The sequence below is a fragment of the Citromicrobium bathyomarinum genome (assembly GCA_001306305.2).
Taxonomy (GTDB): Bacteria; Pseudomonadota; Alphaproteobacteria; order Sphingomonadales; family Sphingomonadaceae; genus Alteriqipengyuania; species Alteriqipengyuania bathyomarina.
The window spans coordinates 1,732,330-1,748,383 of record CP155577.1 but is presented as its reverse complement, the minus strand read 5'-3'; the positions used below and the strand labels follow the sequence as shown (position 1 = coordinate 1,748,383).

At 65.7% G+C, this 16,054-nt stretch carries 20 protein-coding genes; 14 read left to right on the top strand and 6 right to left on the bottom strand.

What is annotated here, in order from left to right; all coding sequences use genetic code 11:
• The first annotated feature begins 6 nt into the window (after nt 1-6).
• Nucleotides 7-594 carry an SOS response-associated peptidase family protein gene (locus VO57_008640; protein XBL68213.1) on the top strand — a complete coding sequence of 196 codons (588 nt, stop codon included), beginning with the start codon at nt 7-9 and terminating at the stop codon, nt 592-594.
• A gap of 404 nt (nt 595-998) precedes the next feature.
• On the opposite strand, the gene VO57_008635 is transcribed toward VO57_008640, so the two are convergent.
• Both VO57_008635 and VO57_008630 read right to left on the bottom strand, forming a co-directional pair.
• Nucleotides 999-1,808 (bottom strand): hypothetical protein, encoded by an 810-nt coding sequence (locus VO57_008635; GenBank protein ID XBL68212.1) that lies wholly within the window; start codon nt 1,806-1,808, stop codon nt 999-1,001.
• Nucleotides 1,809-1,823: 15 nt separating this feature from the next.
• Complete coding sequence (locus VO57_008630) at nt 1,824-1,994, bottom strand: hypothetical protein (GenBank protein XBL68211.1); 171 nt, start codon at nt 1,992-1,994, stop codon at nt 1,824-1,826.
• Between the two features lie 124 nt (nt 1,995-2,118).
• On the opposite strand from VO57_008630, the gene VO57_008625 reads away from it, so the two are divergent.
• Together VO57_008625 and VO57_008620 are read left to right on the top strand one after the other, a co-directional pair.
• Nucleotides 2,119-2,598 (top strand): PaaI family thioesterase, encoded by a 480-nt coding sequence (locus VO57_008625; protein XBL68210.1) that lies wholly within the window; start codon nt 2,119-2,121, stop codon nt 2,596-2,598.
• A complete protein-coding gene (locus VO57_008620; protein ID XBL68209.1) occupies nt 2,591-3,019 on the top strand; it encodes a PaaI family thioesterase in 429 nt (142 codons plus the stop codon). Before VO57_008625 ends, VO57_008620 begins: the two co-directional genes overlap by 8 nt.
• An 18-nt stretch (nt 3,020-3,037) precedes the next feature.
• On the opposite strand, the gene VO57_008615 is transcribed toward VO57_008620, so the two are convergent.
• Nucleotides 3,038-5,176 (bottom strand): transglycosylase domain-containing protein, encoded by a 2,139-nt coding sequence (locus VO57_008615; protein XBL68208.1) that lies wholly within the window; start codon nt 5,174-5,176, stop codon nt 3,038-3,040.
• A gap of 141 nt (nt 5,177-5,317) precedes the next feature.
• On the opposite strand from VO57_008615, the gene VO57_008610 reads away from it, so the two are divergent.
• Nucleotides 5,318-5,545 (top strand): hypothetical protein, encoded by a 228-nt coding sequence (locus VO57_008610; GenBank protein XBL68207.1) that lies wholly within the window; start codon nt 5,318-5,320, stop codon nt 5,543-5,545.
• A gap of 33 nt (nt 5,546-5,578) precedes the next feature.
• On the opposite strand, the gene cobS is transcribed toward VO57_008610, so the two are convergent.
• Nucleotides 5,579-6,562, bottom strand: coding sequence for a cobaltochelatase subunit CobS (gene cobS, locus VO57_008605; protein ID XBL68206.1), 984 nt, complete (start codon nt 6,560-6,562; stop codon nt 5,579-5,581).
• A 94-nt stretch (nt 6,563-6,656) separates the two neighbouring features.
• Between cobS and VO57_008600 the strand changes: the two genes are divergently transcribed.
• Entirely contained in the window at nt 6,657-7,505 is an 849-nt protein-coding gene (locus VO57_008600; GenBank protein ID XBL68205.1) for an oxygenase MpaB family protein, read from the top strand.
• A 45-nt stretch (nt 7,506-7,550) separates the two neighbouring features.
• Nucleotides 7,551-8,195 (top strand): glutathione S-transferase family protein, encoded by a 645-nt coding sequence (locus VO57_008595; GenBank protein XBL68204.1) that lies wholly within the window; start codon nt 7,551-7,553, stop codon nt 8,193-8,195.
• On the opposite strand, the gene VO57_008590 is transcribed toward VO57_008595, so the two are convergent.
• Nucleotides 8,192-8,785 (bottom strand): J domain-containing protein, encoded by a 594-nt coding sequence (locus VO57_008590; GenBank protein ID XBL68203.1) that lies wholly within the window; start codon nt 8,783-8,785, stop codon nt 8,192-8,194. The two genes, VO57_008595 and VO57_008590, sit on opposite strands and share 4 nt — an antisense overlap.
• Before the next feature lie 54 nt (nt 8,786-8,839).
• Here VO57_008590 and VO57_008585 point away from each other — a divergent pair, with 54 nt between their 5' ends.
• Genes VO57_008585 through VO57_008565 form a run of 5 tightly spaced genes read left to right on the top strand, consistent with a single transcriptional unit; the run spans nt 8,840 to nt 12,452 of the window.
• A complete protein-coding gene (locus VO57_008585) occupies nt 8,840-9,118 on the top strand; it encodes a BolA family protein (GenBank protein XBL68202.1) in 279 nt (92 codons plus the stop codon).
• Nucleotides 9,119-9,123: 5 nt separating this feature from the next.
• Complete coding sequence (locus VO57_008580; protein ID XBL68201.1) at nt 9,124-9,831, top strand: glutathione S-transferase; 708 nt, start codon at nt 9,124-9,126, stop codon at nt 9,829-9,831.
• Nucleotides 9,828-10,721 carry a pirin family protein gene (locus tag VO57_008575; protein ID XBL68200.1) on the top strand — a complete coding sequence of 298 codons (894 nt, stop codon included), beginning with the start codon at nt 9,828-9,830 and terminating at the stop codon, nt 10,719-10,721. Before VO57_008580 ends, VO57_008575 begins: the two co-directional genes overlap by 4 nt.
• Nucleotides 10,722-10,731: 10 nt before the next feature.
• Complete coding sequence (locus VO57_008570) at nt 10,732-11,553, top strand: SDR family NAD(P)-dependent oxidoreductase (protein ID XBL68199.1); 822 nt, start codon at nt 10,732-10,734, stop codon at nt 11,551-11,553.
• Entirely contained in the window at nt 11,550-12,452 is a 903-nt protein-coding gene (locus VO57_008565; GenBank protein ID XBL68198.1) for an alpha/beta hydrolase, read from the top strand. Before VO57_008570 ends, VO57_008565 begins: the two co-directional genes overlap by 4 nt.
• Here VO57_008565 and VO57_008560 read toward each other — a convergent pair.
• A complete protein-coding gene (locus VO57_008560) occupies nt 12,449-13,555 on the bottom strand; it encodes a DUF2332 domain-containing protein (protein XBL68197.1) in 1,107 nt (368 codons plus the stop codon). The genes VO57_008565 and VO57_008560 overlap by 4 nt on opposite strands.
• 49 nt (nt 13,556-13,604) lie before the next feature.
• Between VO57_008560 and hisG the strand changes: the two genes are divergently transcribed.
• The 3 genes from hisG to nusB are packed head-to-tail and all read left to right on the top strand — an operon-like array spanning nt 13,605 to nt 16,023.
• Complete coding sequence (gene hisG, locus VO57_008555; protein XBL68196.1) at nt 13,605-14,273, top strand: ATP phosphoribosyltransferase; 669 nt, start codon at nt 13,605-13,607, stop codon at nt 14,271-14,273.
• Complete coding sequence (hisD, locus tag VO57_008550; protein ID XBL68195.1) at nt 14,273-15,562, top strand: histidinol dehydrogenase; 1,290 nt, start codon at nt 14,273-14,275, stop codon at nt 15,560-15,562. The genes hisG and hisD overlap by 1 nt, the downstream gene beginning before the upstream one ends.
• Nucleotides 15,562-16,023: a transcription antitermination factor NusB gene (gene nusB, locus VO57_008545; GenBank protein XBL68194.1), complete on the top strand. Its 462-nt coding sequence runs from the start codon at nt 15,562-15,564 to the stop codon at nt 16,021-16,023. The genes hisD and nusB overlap by 1 nt, the downstream gene beginning before the upstream one ends.
• Nucleotides 16,024-16,054 lie beyond the last annotated feature (31 nt).

Sequence of the window (16,054 nt, the reverse complement as noted above, 5' to 3'; positions counted from 1 at the left end):
TACCGCATGACGAAGGCCCAGGCGGAGATCGCGCGGATCTTCGCCGCCGCCGGCGATCTCGGCTCCAATTACGCCGAGGAAGTCTATCCGGGGTACTCGGGTGCGGTGATCGCCAATGGGCAGCTGCGCTCGATGGTGTGGGGCTTTCCGCTGGCGCAGAAGAGCAAGAAGACCGGCGCGCCGCTCAAGCCGCGACCGGTCAACAACGCGCGCTCCGACAAGCTGGACAGCTTCATGTGGCGCTTCAGTTTCGAAGAGCGGCGTTGCCTGATCCCGCTGACCGCCTGGGCCGAGGCGGAAGGGCAGCGCGGCGCGATGACGCGCACATGGATGTCCCTGCCCGATGTCGAGGCATTCGCCGTGGCCGGCATCTGGCGCGCGAGCGACGAATGGGGCGACTGCTATTCGATGGTCATGACCGAAGCGGCAGGCCCCGCCGCACAGGTCCACAACCGCATGCCCGTGATCCTCCAGCCCGATACCTATGCGACATGGCAGACCGGCTCTGCAGAAGAAGCGCTCGACCTGTGCCGCGCTTACGAAGGGCCACTGGATGTCGATCGCACGTCCGAGCCCTGGGCGCGCAAGCGATAGATGAATTGCCGCTCTCCGCATCGCGAACTGTCGGAGCGGCTGCTCATGCCAGCGAAAAAACTGTCCCAGTTCGCAGGGGGCCAAGGACCATCCCGCCCCAGCCCGCTCACCATTTTCCCTTGAATATCAATAAGTGCCCAGTTCGAGGTGCGAAAATGCCGAACTGGGCACATTTCGCCCACTTCCACGCCAGCACCCGCGACCGCATCGACCGCTCAGAGACCCCTCAGCGAGCCTGTAAGCCCCGCTAAGAGCCACATAGCGATCAATCTCTAGAAAACCTCTAGGAACGCCACACTCCAGCCGGTCCCGTCAGATCATTGTCTAAATGGCAGGTGACTCTTGACACAGAACCCGATCGCCAAATTTTGGGCCACCCCAGCCGAAACGGCGGTATTCAGCCACTAACGCCTCGCCAAATCCACGCTAATTCCGGATGATCCCGGCAAAGCGGCACTCCAGAACCTCCTGTCACCTAACATTGGCGCGGCGTCCGTGCGCCCCATCGCGCCCAGCAATGCAGCCGCCAGTTCAGCGCGACCGTCTGCAGGGCTCGGCGAGGCGCGGTGGACGATCCGCCCGGTTGCCAGTTCCACCTCTCGCGTCGGGCGCGGATGGGCGGGCTCGCGTGCGACCCGCAGCAGCACAAGCGGCGCGTCCACAGCGGCAATGGCTCGGGAGTTATCGGCATCGGCGGTGAGAACCGTCCCGGGGGCGAGGCGAACTTCTTTAGCCACAGGCGGCGCACCGTCGCGCCGTGTGTAACGGACCGCCGCCCTCTGCCCTGCCAGCACCACCTCCCGCCGATCGCAATCCGAAAAGGCGATAGTGCGCGGCGCTCTGGCTGCATCCCGCTCGACCAGCACAAGCGCCAGCGTCACCGGCCCGTCGCGGTGGATGTGGACGATGCCCTGCCCGCAGGCATAGCTGTGCCGAAAGGGCAATTGCGCAAGTGGCTGGTCCCGCCACGCAGCCAGCATGGCCGCGATGAACTGCGCGACGAACTCCTGCGCCGCTCCCCCATGGATCAGGGCCTCCAGCGCACCGCAGCGCGCGAAATCACCGGTGTTTCGCAGGGTCCGGCAATCGGCCAGAACTCGCGCGACCTGTGGCCGCGCCTGCCACTCGGCCCGCGCGGCCAGCACGCGATCCTGCGCCGCGGCCTGCGCGCGGCTATCGCCCGCAAATTCGCGCAGCGCAGCATCAACATGCATGGTCGGCGACCCGCCTCAGAACAGGCCGGTGGGCACTTCGGGGGGGAAAGTTTCGTAGAGGTAAACCATCAGGATCACGACCCGGTCGTCGGTCGTCGCGCTGGCCAGATCGGACAGGCTCCCGATCAGGCCAGGCGCATCGATCAGGCCTGGCAGGCTGTCGAGCGAAAGCTTGGGCAAGTTCATAGATGTTTGCTCCCTGAAACAACGCACGGCTCCCCCGCCGTGCAGCGCCACCGTTCCCGCGAAGCCCCGGCCCAGGCGAATTAAAACATTGTCATCGCCGCCATCTCCGGACAGATGACCGGGCATGGAGAAAGAGGCCCCCCACCGCGATCCGTCGAACCTGTTCGACCCGGAAAAAGCCGCGCCCTTCCTGTTTGCGGGCGGGCACCCTGGCTGGCTTGGCCTGACCTATCTCGGCCACGGAGAGGACTGGACCGAAATCAGGCTGCCATGGCGCGAGGAGCTGATGGGCGACGATGTGCGTCGCGTGATCGCCTCAGGCCCGATCTTCTCGATGCTCGACATGGGTGGCGGCATCGCGATCTGGACCCGCGCCCAGCGGTTCGTGCCGATCGCAACGCTCGACATGCGGGTCGACTACCAGCGCCCGGCGGGCGAGCGGGCGGATGTGATTGCGCGGTGCGAATGTTACCGCACCACGCGCTCTGCCGCCTTCGTGCGCGGGATCGCGCATGACGGCGATCCTGACGATCCGGTGGCGACGATGGCGGCGGTTTACATGACCATCGGCGATTTCAATCCGGCGGGGGCGAAGAATGACTGAGACCGGCGAACCCGAGATCGACCTTCTGTCGCACTATGCCCGCTCGCTCGGCATCGAAGTCTCCGGCTTCGAAGACGGCGTGCCGGTGCTGTGTGTTTCCGGCATCGACGCGATCGAAGGGCGTCCCGGCCATTTCCACGGAGGCGCGACCAGCGGGCTGATGGAAACCGCGGCCTACGCGCTACTGCGGCTGGCGCTGCACGAGCGCGGCGAGCATGCCCAGCTCAAGCCGATCAACATCACCGTGCAGTTCCTCGCCGCAGCGAAGAAGGAACCGCTGTTCGCCAAGGCGCGGATCACCAAGCTCGGCCGCCGGAGTGCGAACGTGACCGTCGAGGCATGGCAGGAAGAGCGCGACCGACCGCGGGCAAGCGCGGTGATGAACGTGATGATCGCCCGGAGCGAACCCGACGCCGACTGAGGCAGACCGACGGAGCGATCAGTTCGCCGGTGCCGGTTCCTCCTCACGCAAAGGCGCAATCTCCGGCGCAGGCCGCGGCGCATCGGTCGGCGCGTCGATCGGCGGTGCCTCGCGAATGGTGATCCCGCTTTCGTCGGTGGTGATCTCCACCCCATCCTCTTCGATCGAGGTCGGAATGTCGCGCGCATCGGGCACGTCGAGCGGCTGAACCGGGGCGTTGGGGCTGCGCCGACGCGCGGGTGCGGCATCGCCGCTGCCCTGCGCCCGCCGCATGAATGCCTTCCAGATGCGCGCCGGCAGCCCGCCACCGCTGATTCCCTTGAGCGGGGTGTTGTCGTCGTTGCCGATCCACACGCCCACCACCAGATCGCCTGCATAGCCGACGAACAGCGCATCGCGGTTGTTCTGGGTGGTGCCCGTCTTGCCGAAGTTGGGCCCCGGCAGCTGCGCCGCCCGCCCCGTCCCGCTGTTGATCGCGGTGCGGAGCAATTGCTCGATTTCGCGGTGGGTGGAGGCCGACATGCTGCGCGGCGCGTTGAAGATCCGGTCCCACAGGCCGACCGGTTCACGCACGAATGCTGTCGGGCGGACGGGGTAGGAATTGCCAGCGATCCCGGCGTAGGCGGCGGTCAGCTCCATCAGAGACATGCCCGCGGTGCCCAGCGCCACGCTCGGGTCGCCGCGCGCGATCGGGCTGTTGATGCCGAGGTCGCGGGCAAGGCCGATCACCCGATCGCTGCCGACCTCATTGAACAGGCGCACGGTGGCGACATTGCTCGACCGAGCGAAGGCCTGCTCCAGCGTGAGGAAGTCTGAATAGCGATCGTCATAGTTTTCCGGGCGATAGCTTCCTTGCGTGAAGGGCCGGTTGGCGATCGGATCATCCGGCTCGTAGCCTTCCTGCAGCGCGGCGAGATAGACGAAGGTCTTGAAGGTGGAGCCCGGCTGGCGCGTGGCCATGGTCGCGCGGTTGAAGGCGCTTTGCGAATAGTCGGTCCCGCCGATCATCGCGACCACTTCCCCATTGGGACGCATCGCGACCAGCGCGGCCTGCGCATTCCCAAGTCCGGCTCCGGCGATCACATCGCGCGCAATGTTCTGCAGCCGCGCGTCGAGCGTGGTGGTGAGCGATTGCTGCGCATAGCCCGGCGATGCACGGTCGCGCGCCTCGGGCAGCGCCCAGTCGGCGAAGTAGGTGCCCGTAGGCAGGTCGTTGGTCAGCCGCATGTCGAGCGGCGGCGGGCGCATCGCGTCCGCCTCTTCCTGCGTGATGTAACCGGCGGAGACCAGGCTCGCCTTGACCGCGCCCATCCGCTCGACCGCGCGCTGGTAATGCTGCGAGGGCGCGTAGGCCGACGGTGCCTTCAGCAGACCGGCCAGCATCGCCGCCTGATCGGGCTTCAACTTTTCCGGCTGGCGGTAGAAATAGTGCAGGCTCGCCGCGCGCAGGCCGTATGTGTTGTCGCCGAAATAGGCGTTGGAGAGATAGCGCTCGAGGATCTCGTCCTTGGTCAGCCAGGTTTCGAGCCAGAACGCGATCAGCATTTCGCGCGCCTTACGGCTCAGCGATTGTTCGGGCGTCAGGAAGGTAAACTTGGCCAGCTGCTGCGTGATCGTGCTGCCCCCTTGCGTGGGGCCACCCGTCCAGTTGTTGATCGTCGCGCGTGCAAGGCCGCGCGGATCGACGCCCCAGTGATCGTAGAACCGGCGATCCTCGGTCGCGAGGAAAGCTTCCACCACGTGATCGGGCAGGCGGTCGACCTCGACAGGCTCGTCATACACAGCGCCATTGCGCGCGATCGGTGTGCCGTCCGCCGCCAGCAGCGTGATCTGCGGCGGGGCGATCGGTTCGAGAGACTTGGACAGCGGGGCCGTGATCGCGAGCCAGACGACGATCAGGATCAGCAGGAACAGGAACGCCGCCGCACCCCGGATCGCCCAGAACCGCGTGCTGTGCGCGGTAAGGATATCGATCCCGCGATCCCACAGCGCGGGCCACAGGCCAGGTCCGCGCGGGCGCTCGTCGGCGAAATCAGGGTCGTCTTCCTCCCACGGATCGTCGATCATGCTTTCGGACAGGGAGTAATAGCCGGTGTGCCCGACAGGCCCGGCCTCATCCTCCTCGTCGTCGCGCCATGTCCCTCGCGGTGATGCCATGTGCGCCTGAATACAAGAACCACATGAACCACACCAGACGATGCGTGCGGGTGCGCATGCACGCTGCTTGCCCACTCCGCCACGCTGGGCTAATTTCCGCCGGTTACGAAGCTACCAATCTACCAAAAGGGAACTACGATAATGGCAGCCAAATCGGCCTGCATCATTACCACCAGCAACGAAAACCAGGGCGCCTACGGCGTGCGTTGCGACACCGACGAAAGCATCTATTTCCCGATCAGCGTGGCCGACGCGCTGGGGCTGGAGGAATTCGACGAGGTCGAGGCGATCATGATCCGCAACGACCGCGACGAGCCGAAGTGGAAGGCGATCAAGGCCCGCTATCTGGACGAGGCCGACGCGGACTGAGGCGGCAGGCCCCAGCCCGGCAGCGCCGCGCGGCTATTGCGCGACGACGCTTTCCGGCAGGTCCGTGCCGAACACGCGCTGGTAGTATTCCGCCACCAGCATCCGCTCAGCCTCGTCGCACTTGTTGAGGAAGCTCACCCGGAAGGCGAAGCCGATATCCTTGAAGATCGCGGTGTTCTGCGCCCAGGTGATGACCGTACGCGGGCTCATCACGGTGGAGATATCGCCGTTCATGAAGCCCTGACGGCTGAGATCGGCCACCTTGACCATGTCGGCGATGGTTTTCTTCTCCATCTCCGGCACCTTGGCGGAGACGATGGTCTGCTCGGTCTCGGCGGGCAGGTAGTTGAGGCCCACGACCACGTTCCAGCGGTCCATCTGGCCTTGGTTGATCTGCTGCGTACCGTGATACAGCCCGCTGGTATCGCCCAGACCGACCGTGTTCGCGGTCGCGAACAGGCGGAAACCCGGGTTCGGACGGATGACGCGGTTCTGGTCGAGCAGGGTCAGCTTGCCCTCCGCCTCCAGCACGCGCTGGATCACGAACATCACGTCGGGACGGCCCGCGTCATACTCGTCGAATACCAGTGCGACCGGGTGCTGCAGCGCCCACGGCAGCAGGCCTTCGCGAAATTCGGTGACCTGTAGGCCATCGCGCAGCACGATCGCGTCGCGCCCGACCAGGTCGATACGGCTGATATGCGCATCGAGGTTGATGCGCACGCACGGCCAGTTCAGCCGCGCGGCGACCTGTTCAATATGGGTCGATTTGCCGGTGCCGTGATAGCCCTGCACCATCACGCGGCGGTTGAACGCGAAGCCTGCGAGGATCGCCATCGTCGTGTCCGGATCGAAGACATAGGTCTCGTCCAGATCGGGCACACGGTCGTCCGCCTTGCTGAAGGCAGGCACCTGCCAGTCAATGTCGATTCCGAAGGTCTCGCGCACGTCGACCGTGGTGTCGGTCGCGGCGAGGATGGTGCTTTCGGTCGGATTGAAGGTCTTGTCGTCGCTCATCACCCGCGGACCTAGAGGTGTTGCGCGGGCCTAGCAAGCGGGCTTTGCGCGATGGATTTCCAATCCCCGGTCACGCGGTATAGTCTGCGACGAGATGGCAACACCCCGCCCCGATCCGCTCGATGCGCTTCGCAATGCGATTGTCCAGCAGGTGCGCGCGGCGTTCAACCAGGGCAAGGTGCCAGAAACCCGCGATCCGCCGTCGGACGATGCGCTGTTCGCGAAAGATTCGCCGATCCGGATGGTCCACGCGGATGTGATGGGGATGATGATCGGCGGCATTCGCGGGCTGTTCCTGCAGATGCTGCACCCCGCCGCGTTGCAAGGCGTGCTCGACTATTCGAACTTTCGCGAGGATGCGCAGGGGCGATTCCACCGCACCGCGCAGTTCATCTCCGTGACGACCTTCGGCCATCGCGACCGCGCGCAAGAGGCGATTGCACGGGTCAACCAGATCCATCGCAAGATCACGGGCACGCTGCCCGATGGCACGCCCTATTCCGCGGGCGACCCGCGCACGCTCGCCTGGGTCCACATCGCGGAAGCCTCCAGCTTCCTGCAAGGATACCTGCGGCACGCCCGGCCCGACATGCCGCGTGCCGATCAGGACGAGTATTACGCGCAAATGGCGGTGATCGGTCGCGCGCTCCACGCCGATCCGGTGCCAACCAGTGTCGCCGAGGCGGAGGCAATCATGCGCGAGTTCCGGCAGGAACTGACCACCTCGAAGGAAGCGCGCGAGATCGCGCAGTTCGTCCTCGCGATTCGCCCGCAGGGCTTTCCGGCGGCGTTGCAGCAGGCGATTGCGGCGGAGGCGGTGATGCTGCTGCCGCCCTTCGCCCGTTCGATGCTGGGGCTGCACCGCCCCGGCCTCACCGCTCTGCCCGCGCGTGCGACCACCCGCGCACTGGGCAGAACCCTGCGCTGGGCGATGCGGCAGTAGCTGGCATAGCCGTCTTCGAAAGCGACCGAACTGCGGAGAGATTTCGTGGCTGATTACACGCTCTACACCAATCCGATGAGCCGGGGGCGGATTGCCCGCTGGGCGCTGCACGAGGTGGATGCGCGCTACGATCAGGTGATTGTCGAATACGGCCCGCGCGAGAGCAAGGCTGCGGCATTCCTGAAAGCCAATCCGATGGCCAAGGTACCCACGCTGGTTCACCACTATGCTGGCCACGACCACGTGGTCACCGAGTGCGCCGCGATCTGCCACTATCTGGCCGAGATGCACCCGGAGGCCGGGCTGCTGCCCGAAGCCCACGAGAAAGCGGACTATTTCCGTTACCTGTTTTTCGTCGCCGGGCCGCTGGAGCAGGCGAGCATCTCCCAGCGGATGGGATGGTCGAGCGATGATCCGCAAGCCCGGCGCATGCTCGGGTTCGGCAGCTTCGAGCTTGCGGTCGATGCGCTGGAAGCAATGCTGGCAGGCCGCGACTATGTGTGCGGCGAGCGGTTCACCGCAGCGGATATCTATGTCGGCGCGCAGGTCGTCTGGGGCGTCGATTTCGACACGCTGCCCAGACGCGACACCTTCGTGGCCTATGCAGAGCGCGTCAAACAACGCGTCGCGTACCGAATAGCGGACACGATCGACGAAGAGCTGATCGCCGAGCGCGGCCCCCAGGACTAGGCGATCGCCGCGCTTTTCCTCAGCAGCTGATAGGCCTCCACCACCCGCCTCAGCCGCGTTTCGTGAGTCCGGTCGCCGCCGTTGCGGTCGGGATGGTAGCGGCGGACGAGTTCGGAATAGCGCTGGCGCAACCGCTTGCGATCGGCCTCGATACCGAGGCCCAGCACCTCAAGCGCCTTCGCCTCCTCCTTCGAGAAGCGCCCGTCCATCGCCATTTCGGCCTCGCGCCGGGCGCGGCTCTTGATCCCGCCTGCACGGGCGGAGATCGCATCGAGCGGATCGTCGAACTCGCCCCAGCGCGGCATCCCGTCGACCGGACCGCTTGCGCGAAATGCAGGCGTCTCGGTCTGCCAGCCGGCGGACGGCGATTGCGCGCGCAGGATTTCTTCCGCGCTCATCCCTTCGAACCAGTCGTACCCGGCATTGAACTCGCGTATGTGATCGAGGCAGAACCAGCGCCACTGGCCCGGCCCGTCGAAGCTGTTGCCATAGGCGCCGGGTGCGCGAAACTCGCCCGGCTCTTCGCATGTCGGGTGGGCACAAAGCCTGCCTTGCGCCTCGTGGCGGCCATGGAACCGGGTCTGTCGCATAGCGCTTTAGGATGGGCAGCGCAGAGCAAAATTGCAAAGGGATCGAACGACAAAATGGCACAATCCGTAGCTGAAGAGATGGAACAGCTGCTGCGCGAGGCGTTCTCGCCTACCCAGCTGGAGATTCTCAACGACAGCGCAAAGCACCGCGGCCACACGGGCGACGACGGCACCGGTGAATCGCATTTCACGATTCTGATCGAGGCACCGGCTTTCGTCGACAAATCGCGGCTCGAACGCCAGCGGATGGTCAACGCCGCGCTGGGCGATATTCCCGGCGACCGGGTCCACGCGCTGGCGATCAAGGCCACCGCGCCGAGCCATCCGGGATGAGCGCGATGACTTATGATCTTTGGTACTGGACCGGCGCCCCGGGCCGCGGCGAATTCGTGCGTGTCGCGCTGGAGGCAGCGGGCGTGGCCTATCGTGACAGGGCTCGGGAGGACGGGGTCGATGCTCTGGTCGAGGATATGGACCAGCGCAGTGGCATCCGCCCCTTTGCCCCGCCCTATCTCGTCCACGACGATGTCTGCATCGCCCAGGTCGCGCATATCGTGACCTGGCTGGCCGAGCGGCACGGTTTCGACGCACAGGACGAACGCGGGAATCTGGAGCTGATCATGCTCCAGCTGACCGTCACCGACATCACCGCCGAAGCGCACGACGTGCACCACCCGATTGCCGATGCGCTCTATTACGAAGACCAGAAGGAAGCGGCCGGCCGCGTGGCGGAGGATTTCCGTGAAAAGCGGATGCCGAAGTTCTTCCGCTATTTCGAAGACGCGCTCGGCGCCCACAAAGGCCCCTTCGTGCTCGGCGACAGATGGAGCCATGTCGACACCTCGCTGTTCCAGCTGATCGAGGGCCTGCGCTATGCGTTTCCCAAGCGCATGAAGGCGATCGAGGGCGACTATCCGAAACTGATCGCCTGCCACGACGCGGTGGCCGAGCTGGATGGCATCAAGGACTATCTTGCATCCGAGCGCCGGCTGGCGTTCAATGAGGACGGCATCTTCCGCCACTATCCGGAGCTCGACGCAGCATGATCGGCGGCCCCATCGAAGCGACCATCACCCCGACCAATCACGACCTCGGCGATTTCGAGGTGCGGCGCGCGCTGCCATCCAAGCAGCGCCGGATGGTCGGCCCCTTCATCTTCGTCGACGAGTTCGGCCCGGCGCATCTGCCGCCGGGCGGCGGGATGGACGTGCGCCCGCATCCGCATATCAACCTCGCCACGGTGACCTGGCTGTTCGAGGGCGCGATCGACCATCGCGACAGCATCGGCACCTTCTCCACCATCCGCCCCGGGACGGTTAACCTCATGACCGCAGGCAGCGGTATCGTCCATTCCGAACGTTCGCCGCCGAGCGAGCGCAAGGGCGGCCCGCGCATGTTCGGGATGCAGACCTGGCTCGCCCTGCCCGACGGCCGCGAGGAGATCGACCCCGCATTCGAGGCGGTCGAGGACCTGCCGGTGATCGAGGATGCGGGCGCGCGCGCGATCGTCATCATGGGCGACCTCTGGGGCGAACGCGCCTCCACCACGACCTATGCCGACACGATCTATGCCGAGATCGTGCTCGCCCCCGGTGGGCAATTGCCCATCGAAACTCCGGCGGACGAGCGGGCGCTGATGATGGTCGATGGTGAGGCGAGAATCGATGGCGAAGAACTGCCGCTCTACACGCTGGTCGTCCTTAGACCCGGAGATGCGCCGCTCCTCAGGTCGGAGAAAGGCGCGCGGGTGATGTTGCTGGGCGGAGAGAGCTTCGCGACCAAGCGGCACGTGTTCTGGAACTTCGTCAGTTCGGATCGCGAGCGGATCAACCAGGCCAAGGAAGACTGGCGCGAAGGCCGCTTCCCCAAAGTGCCCGGCGACGATCAGGAATGGATTCCCCTGCCCGACAAGCCCAAAACGGTCACCTATCCCTGAAGGAAAAATCATGAGCGATGTGTACGCCGGCAAGGTCGGCTGGATCACCGGTGCATCCTCCGGCATCGGCGCAGCGCTAGCACGCGCATTGTCGGGCGCAGGGATGCACGTGATCCTGTCGGGCCGCGACGAGGCGCGACTGGCCGAGGTGGCGCAGGACTGCGAGACCGAAACGCTGCTGCTGCCCTTCGACGTGCGTGACGAGGATGCGATGCACGCCGCCACCTCCCGGGCCATCGAATGGCGCGGCGAGGTCGATCTGTTCGTCGCCAATGCGGGCATCTCGCAGCGCAGCCGCGCGACGCAGACCGCGATGCAGGTCTATCGCGACATCATCGATATCGATCTGACCGCGCAGATCGCCGCCACGCAGGCACTCCTGCCGCACTTTGCCGATCGCGGGAGCGGGCATCTGGTGTTCGTCTCGTCCGTCGCGGGCAAGATCGGTATTCCGCTGCGGACCGCCTATTGCGCCGCCAAGCATGGCCTGGTCGGCTATGCCGACGCGCTGCGGGCCGAGCTTTCGCAGACGGGCGTTGCAGTGCACGTCATCTGTCCCGGATCGGTCGCGACCAATGTCAGCCGCAACGCGCTGAGCGCCGATGGATCGGCGCGTGGGCGCAGCGACAGCGTTATCGACAACGGCATGCCGCCAGAAGAGGCGGCCCGGCGGATCGTCGAGGGCGTCGCCTCGGGCAAGCGTGAAATCATTGTTGCGCGCGGCGGGGAAGATAGCTGGGGCGAACAGCGCCGGACGCCAGACGCGCTGTTCGATCAGGTCGCGGCGATGGTCGCCAATGGTTACATGGACAAGATCGAGGGTGAAGGATGACGATGGAACAGACACGGGTAAGGCTCGCCAACGGAATCGAGCTGGATGTGGTCGATGAAGGACCCAAGGACGCGCCCGCGCTCATCTTCCTTCACGGCTTTCCCGAAAGCCACCGGACCTGGCGCCACCAGATCCCGTATTTTTCAGACCGTTTCCGCTGCATCGCGCCCGACCAGCGCGGGTATTGCGGATCATCAAAACCGCAGGAGGTAAGCGCCTACAGCCCGGACAAGCTGGTCGGCGATATCTTCCAGCTGGCTGATGCGCTGGGCGTCGAGACATTCACGATTGTCGGCCACGACTGGGGCGGCGCGATCGCCTGGGGCGTTGCGCTGGGCGGGCAGATGAATGGCCGCGTCACGCGCTGCGTCATCGCCAACGCGCCGCACCCCGCGATCTTCCAGAAGCTGCTGTTCACCGATCCGAACCAGCGCGAGAGCAGCCAGTATATCCGCGGCTTCCGCGACACCGCGAACGACGATCTGGTGCGCGAGCACGGGCTTGTCGGCATTCTGATGAAAGAGGTGCGGTGGGATCGGCCCGACGCGATGGAGGCCGAGGAACGTGAGGCGCTGCTGAAGGACTGGCAGGACCGCGACGCCGCCTTCGGTATGCTCAACTGGTACCGCGCGAGTCCGATGATCGTGCCGCCGATGGATGCGCCGTTCGAGGTTCCGGCAGACTACCAGCCGCCACAGCTGCCCAATCTTTCAATCCCCACGCTGGTGATCTGGGCGATGGACGACCTCGCGCTGCCACCGGGCAACATGGTCGGCATGGACGAGATCATCGACGATCTGACGATCGAGAAAGTGACCGGCTGTGGCCACTTCGTCCCTTGGGAATCGCCGGCCAAGGTCAACGCGGCGATGGATGCGTTTCTGGGGCGGACGGCCTAGGCCGCCTCCCACTCGACCCAGGCACCGTGAGGATGCGCAACGCCGAGGCGCTGCCATCCCTCACCGCCCCCTTCACTATCGGGCCAGTAGCGGACCGACAGTTCGTGGCGGTGAGTGTCGCGGTTGGCCTCCAGCGAAATCCACGCAAGCGGTGCGTCTTGCGTGGCCTTTGCGCCGGCTGCCTCGATCGCTTCGGTCACCTTCTCGCGCTGATACTCGGGCACGTATTGCCACACGATCGAGTGCATGATCACGCGGGTCACGCCCGGCTTCGCACGCTCGGCCAGCACCTTCTCCACGAAGATATCCGCGCTCTCCCGCGCGATCTCCGGCGGCATCGTATTGGCCGCCGCGATGGCCGCATCCATCCGCGCGAATCGCTCGGTAAATTCAGGCCAGATATAAGCCTTGAGCCGCAGCGCCTGCGCCGGATCGGTCAGGTCGACCGGCGCGATGTCGCACCCGCGCGCACCGACGATGTCGTACGCCGTGTCGGGAGGCGGAGAGCCACGCCACTCGGGCACCAGCCGCATCTGCGCGCCGCCTGGCCCGGCAGTCACCCCGCCCAGATCGAAGAAATAGCGGCGCATCATCAGGTTGATCCCGGCGCTCGACCCGATCTCGTTCAGCGCGAATTGCGCCGGAAGCCCCTTGTCGGAGAGCCACAGCATCGCAGCGGCATAGGCCCAGCTACGCCCCGCCTCGTTGGTCTGCGGGGGCCCGTCGAGCCATGGCATCAGGAACGCCTCATGCCGCTCGATCGCGTCCGCGACGACGTCCTTCGGATTGCTGACCCGCTGGCGCAAATAGATTGCCGAAAGCGCAGGGTCGTCGTCGCCAAGATGGAGCGCGTGCAGCCCACCCGCGATTCTGAGCGGCAGCGCGTCGGCCAGCGGCGCGCCTGCCCATTTGCGCACCCGGCGCATCACCGCCCCGCCCCGCTCCGTATCGAGCAGGCCCAGCAGCGCCTCGCAGATTTCCGCCGTCACGGGCGCGCCGTTGTCGCGGCAATAGGCGACCTGGTTGGCAAACGCGCGCTGCACCGCCTCGAACCCTTTCGCCTGTGGATCGACCTTCTCGTATTTCGCTTCGCCGCCTGACATATCTCGCGCGCAATTGCCCTTTCGTCTCGCTCGCCCTATCTGGCGCTCCATGCCGCAGAGCGACCTCACTTTCGCCGTGCCCAAGGGCCGACTGCTCGACGATGCCCTGCCCGTGATGGAACGCGCGGGCGTGGTGCCCGAGGCGGGCTTTCACGACAAGGCCAACCGTGCACTATGCTTCGCAACGACACGCGATGACCTGCGCCTGATCCGCGTGCGCGCGTTCGACGTGGCGACCTTCGTCGCGCATGGCGCGGCGCAGATCGGGATCGTCGGATCGGACGTGATCGAGGAGTTCGACTATTCGGACCTCTACGCGCCGGTCGATCTCGACATCGGGCATTGCCACCTCGCGGTGGCGCAAGCTGTCGATGGCGAGGATACCGGTGGCGCGAGCCACGTGCGAGTGGCGACCAAATATCCCAACATCACCCGCCGTTTCTACGAGCGCGCGGGCGTGCAGGCCGAATGCGTCAAGCTGAACGGCGCGATGGAGCTTGCCCCGTCGCTGGGCCTTGCGGGGCGGATCGTCGATCTCGTCTCCACCGGGCGCACGCTCAAGCAGAACGGGCTGGTGGAGACGCAGCGCATTCTCGACATTACCGCGCGGCTCATCGTCAATCGCGCCGCGCTCAAGACCGACGCCCGCGTTGCCGAGCTGGTCGAGACCTTCCGCCGCGAGGCGGAAGCGCGCGCCAATGAGAAGGCAGCAGCCTGATGGAAATCCTCAACGCCGCCGCGCCAGACTTTGCGGACCGGTTCGACCGGGTGGTCAACGCCCGTCGCGAGAGCGCCGATGATGTCAGCCGCGATGTCGCGGAAATCATCGCCAAGGTGCGCGCGCATGGCGACCGCGCGCTGTCCGATCTGACCATCCGGCTCGACGGGCATACGCTCTCGTCGGAAGAGGACTGGCGCATTCCCGCGTGGAAATGCGAGCAGGCCTACCAGGATCTGGACGCCGAGCTTCGCGATGCCCTCAACCTCGCGGCCGATCGCATCCGCGCCTATCACGAGGCGCAAAAGCCCAACCCGCGCGATTATACCGACGATGTCGGCATGCGGCTGGGCCATCGCTGGACCCCGGTCGATGCGGCAGGGATCTACGTCCCAGGCGGGCGCGCGGCCTATCCTTCCTCGCTTCTGATGAACGCGATCCCCGCGCGGGTTGCGGGGGTCGAGCGGCTGGTGGCGGTCACGCCCACGCCCAAGGGCGAAGCCAATCCGCTGGTGCTCGCCGCCGCGCATATTGCCGGGCTGGACGAAATCTGGCGCGTCGGCGGGGCGCAGGCGATTGCCGCGCTTGCCTATGGCACCGATCGGATCGCGGCGGTCGACGTGGTCACCGGGCCCGGCAATGCCTGGGTAGCGGAGGCCAAGCGGCAGGTCTTCGGCACGGTGGGGATCGACATGATCGCCGGGCCGAGCGAGATTCTGGTGATCGCGGACGATCAGAACGATCCCGCATGGATCGCCGCCGACCTGCTCAGCCAGGCCGAGCATGATCCCAGCTCGCAGAGCATCCTCATCACCGACAGCGCCGATTTCGCCGCGCAGGTAGAAGACCAGGTCGATGTGCAGGCCGCAATGCTCGCCACCGGCAAGACCGCGCGCGCTGCGTGGGATGCGCATGGCGCGATCATCGTCGTGCCCACGCTCGACGATGCCATGCCGCTCGCCAACCGGATTGCCGCCGAGCATGTCGAGCTGGCGGTCGACGATCCCGAGGCGCTGTTCGCGAAGCTGCGCCACGCGGGCAGTGTTTTCCTCGGCCGGATGGTACCCGAGGCGGTCGGCGATTATGTCGCCGGGCCCAACCACGTGCTGCCGACCGGTCGCCGCGCACGCTTCGCCAGCGGACTCTCGGTGCTCGACTTCATGAAACGCACCAGCTTTATCGAGGCGAATGCCGATGCGCTTGGCGCAGTCGGCCCCGCCGCCATCGCCCTTGCCGAGGCCGAAGGCCTGCCGGCCCATGCCCAGTCCATCAGATTGCGATTGAAATAATGTCCGGAAACAACACCCGTTCGACCGCGCGCTCCGCCGCGCGCCTCGCTGCCGTCCAGGCGCTCTACCAGCAGGACATGGAGGGCACGAAGCTGCCCAAGCTGCTCGACGAATTTCACCAGCACCGGCTGGGCCGCGAGATCGAAGGCGACACCTACGCCGACGCCGAAGTGCCCTTCTTCGACGATATCGTGCGCGGTGTGGACGCCCGACGCGAGGAAATCGACCTCCAGCTGAGCGAGAAGCTGGCGCAAGGCTGGAGCCTCAAGCGGCTCGACAAGACGATGCTGCAGGTGCTGCGCTGCGGCACCTACGAATTGATCGCCCGCGCGGACATTCCGACCGGCGCGGTGATCAGCGAATATGTCGACGTGGCCAAGGCCTTCTTCGACGACCGCGAGGCGAAGTTCGCCAATGGCGTGCTCGATGCGGTGGCGAAGGCGGTAAGGCCCTCGACTTGACTGTTTGGTGATTTCGGGCGATCCTCTTGAA

What these genes read in the sequence shown, in the direction of transcription:
- VO57_008640 (XBL68213.1), top strand. Translation starts at nt 7, where the DNA reads ATGACGAAGGCCCAGGCGGAGATCGCGCGGATCTTCGCCGCCGCCGGC.
- VO57_008635 (XBL68212.1), bottom strand. Translation starts at nt 1,808, where the DNA reads ATGCATGTTGATGCTGCGCTGCGCGAATTTGCGGGCGATAGCCGCGCG.
- VO57_008630 (XBL68211.1), bottom strand. Translation starts at nt 1,994, where the DNA reads ATGAACTTGCCCAAGCTTTCGCTCGACAGCCTGCCAGGCCTGATCGAT.
- VO57_008625 (XBL68210.1), top strand. Translation starts at nt 2,119, where the DNA reads ATGGAGAAAGAGGCCCCCCACCGCGATCCGTCGAACCTGTTCGACCCG.
- VO57_008620 (XBL68209.1), top strand. Translation starts at nt 2,591, where the DNA reads ATGACTGAGACCGGCGAACCCGAGATCGACCTTCTGTCGCACTATGCC.
- VO57_008615 (XBL68208.1), bottom strand. Translation starts at nt 5,176, where the DNA reads ATGGCATCACCGCGAGGGACATGGCGCGACGACGAGGAGGATGAGGCC.
- VO57_008610 (XBL68207.1), top strand. Translation starts at nt 5,318, where the DNA reads ATGGCAGCCAAATCGGCCTGCATCATTACCACCAGCAACGAAAACCAG.
- cobS (XBL68206.1), bottom strand. Translation starts at nt 6,562, where the DNA reads ATGAGCGACGACAAGACCTTCAATCCGACCGAAAGCACCATCCTCGCC.
- VO57_008600 (XBL68205.1), top strand. Translation starts at nt 6,657, where the DNA reads ATGGCAACACCCCGCCCCGATCCGCTCGATGCGCTTCGCAATGCGATT.
- VO57_008590 (XBL68203.1), bottom strand. Translation starts at nt 8,785, where the DNA reads ATGCGACAGACCCGGTTCCATGGCCGCCACGAGGCGCAAGGCAGGCTT.
- VO57_008585 (XBL68202.1), top strand. Translation starts at nt 8,840, where the DNA reads ATGGCACAATCCGTAGCTGAAGAGATGGAACAGCTGCTGCGCGAGGCG.
- VO57_008580 (XBL68201.1), top strand. Translation starts at nt 9,124, where the DNA reads ATGACTTATGATCTTTGGTACTGGACCGGCGCCCCGGGCCGCGGCGAA.
- VO57_008575 (XBL68200.1), top strand. Translation starts at nt 9,828, where the DNA reads ATGATCGGCGGCCCCATCGAAGCGACCATCACCCCGACCAATCACGAC.
- VO57_008570 (XBL68199.1), top strand. Translation starts at nt 10,732, where the DNA reads ATGAGCGATGTGTACGCCGGCAAGGTCGGCTGGATCACCGGTGCATCC.
- VO57_008565 (XBL68198.1), top strand. Translation starts at nt 11,550, where the DNA reads ATGACGATGGAACAGACACGGGTAAGGCTCGCCAACGGAATCGAGCTG.
- VO57_008560 (XBL68197.1), bottom strand. Translation starts at nt 13,555, where the DNA reads ATGTCAGGCGGCGAAGCGAAATACGAGAAGGTCGATCCACAGGCGAAA.
- hisG (XBL68196.1), top strand. Translation starts at nt 13,605, where the DNA reads ATGCCGCAGAGCGACCTCACTTTCGCCGTGCCCAAGGGCCGACTGCTC.
- hisD (XBL68195.1), top strand. Translation starts at nt 14,273, where the DNA reads ATGGAAATCCTCAACGCCGCCGCGCCAGACTTTGCGGACCGGTTCGAC.
- nusB (XBL68194.1), top strand. Translation starts at nt 15,562, where the DNA reads ATGTCCGGAAACAACACCCGTTCGACCGCGCGCTCCGCCGCGCGCCTC.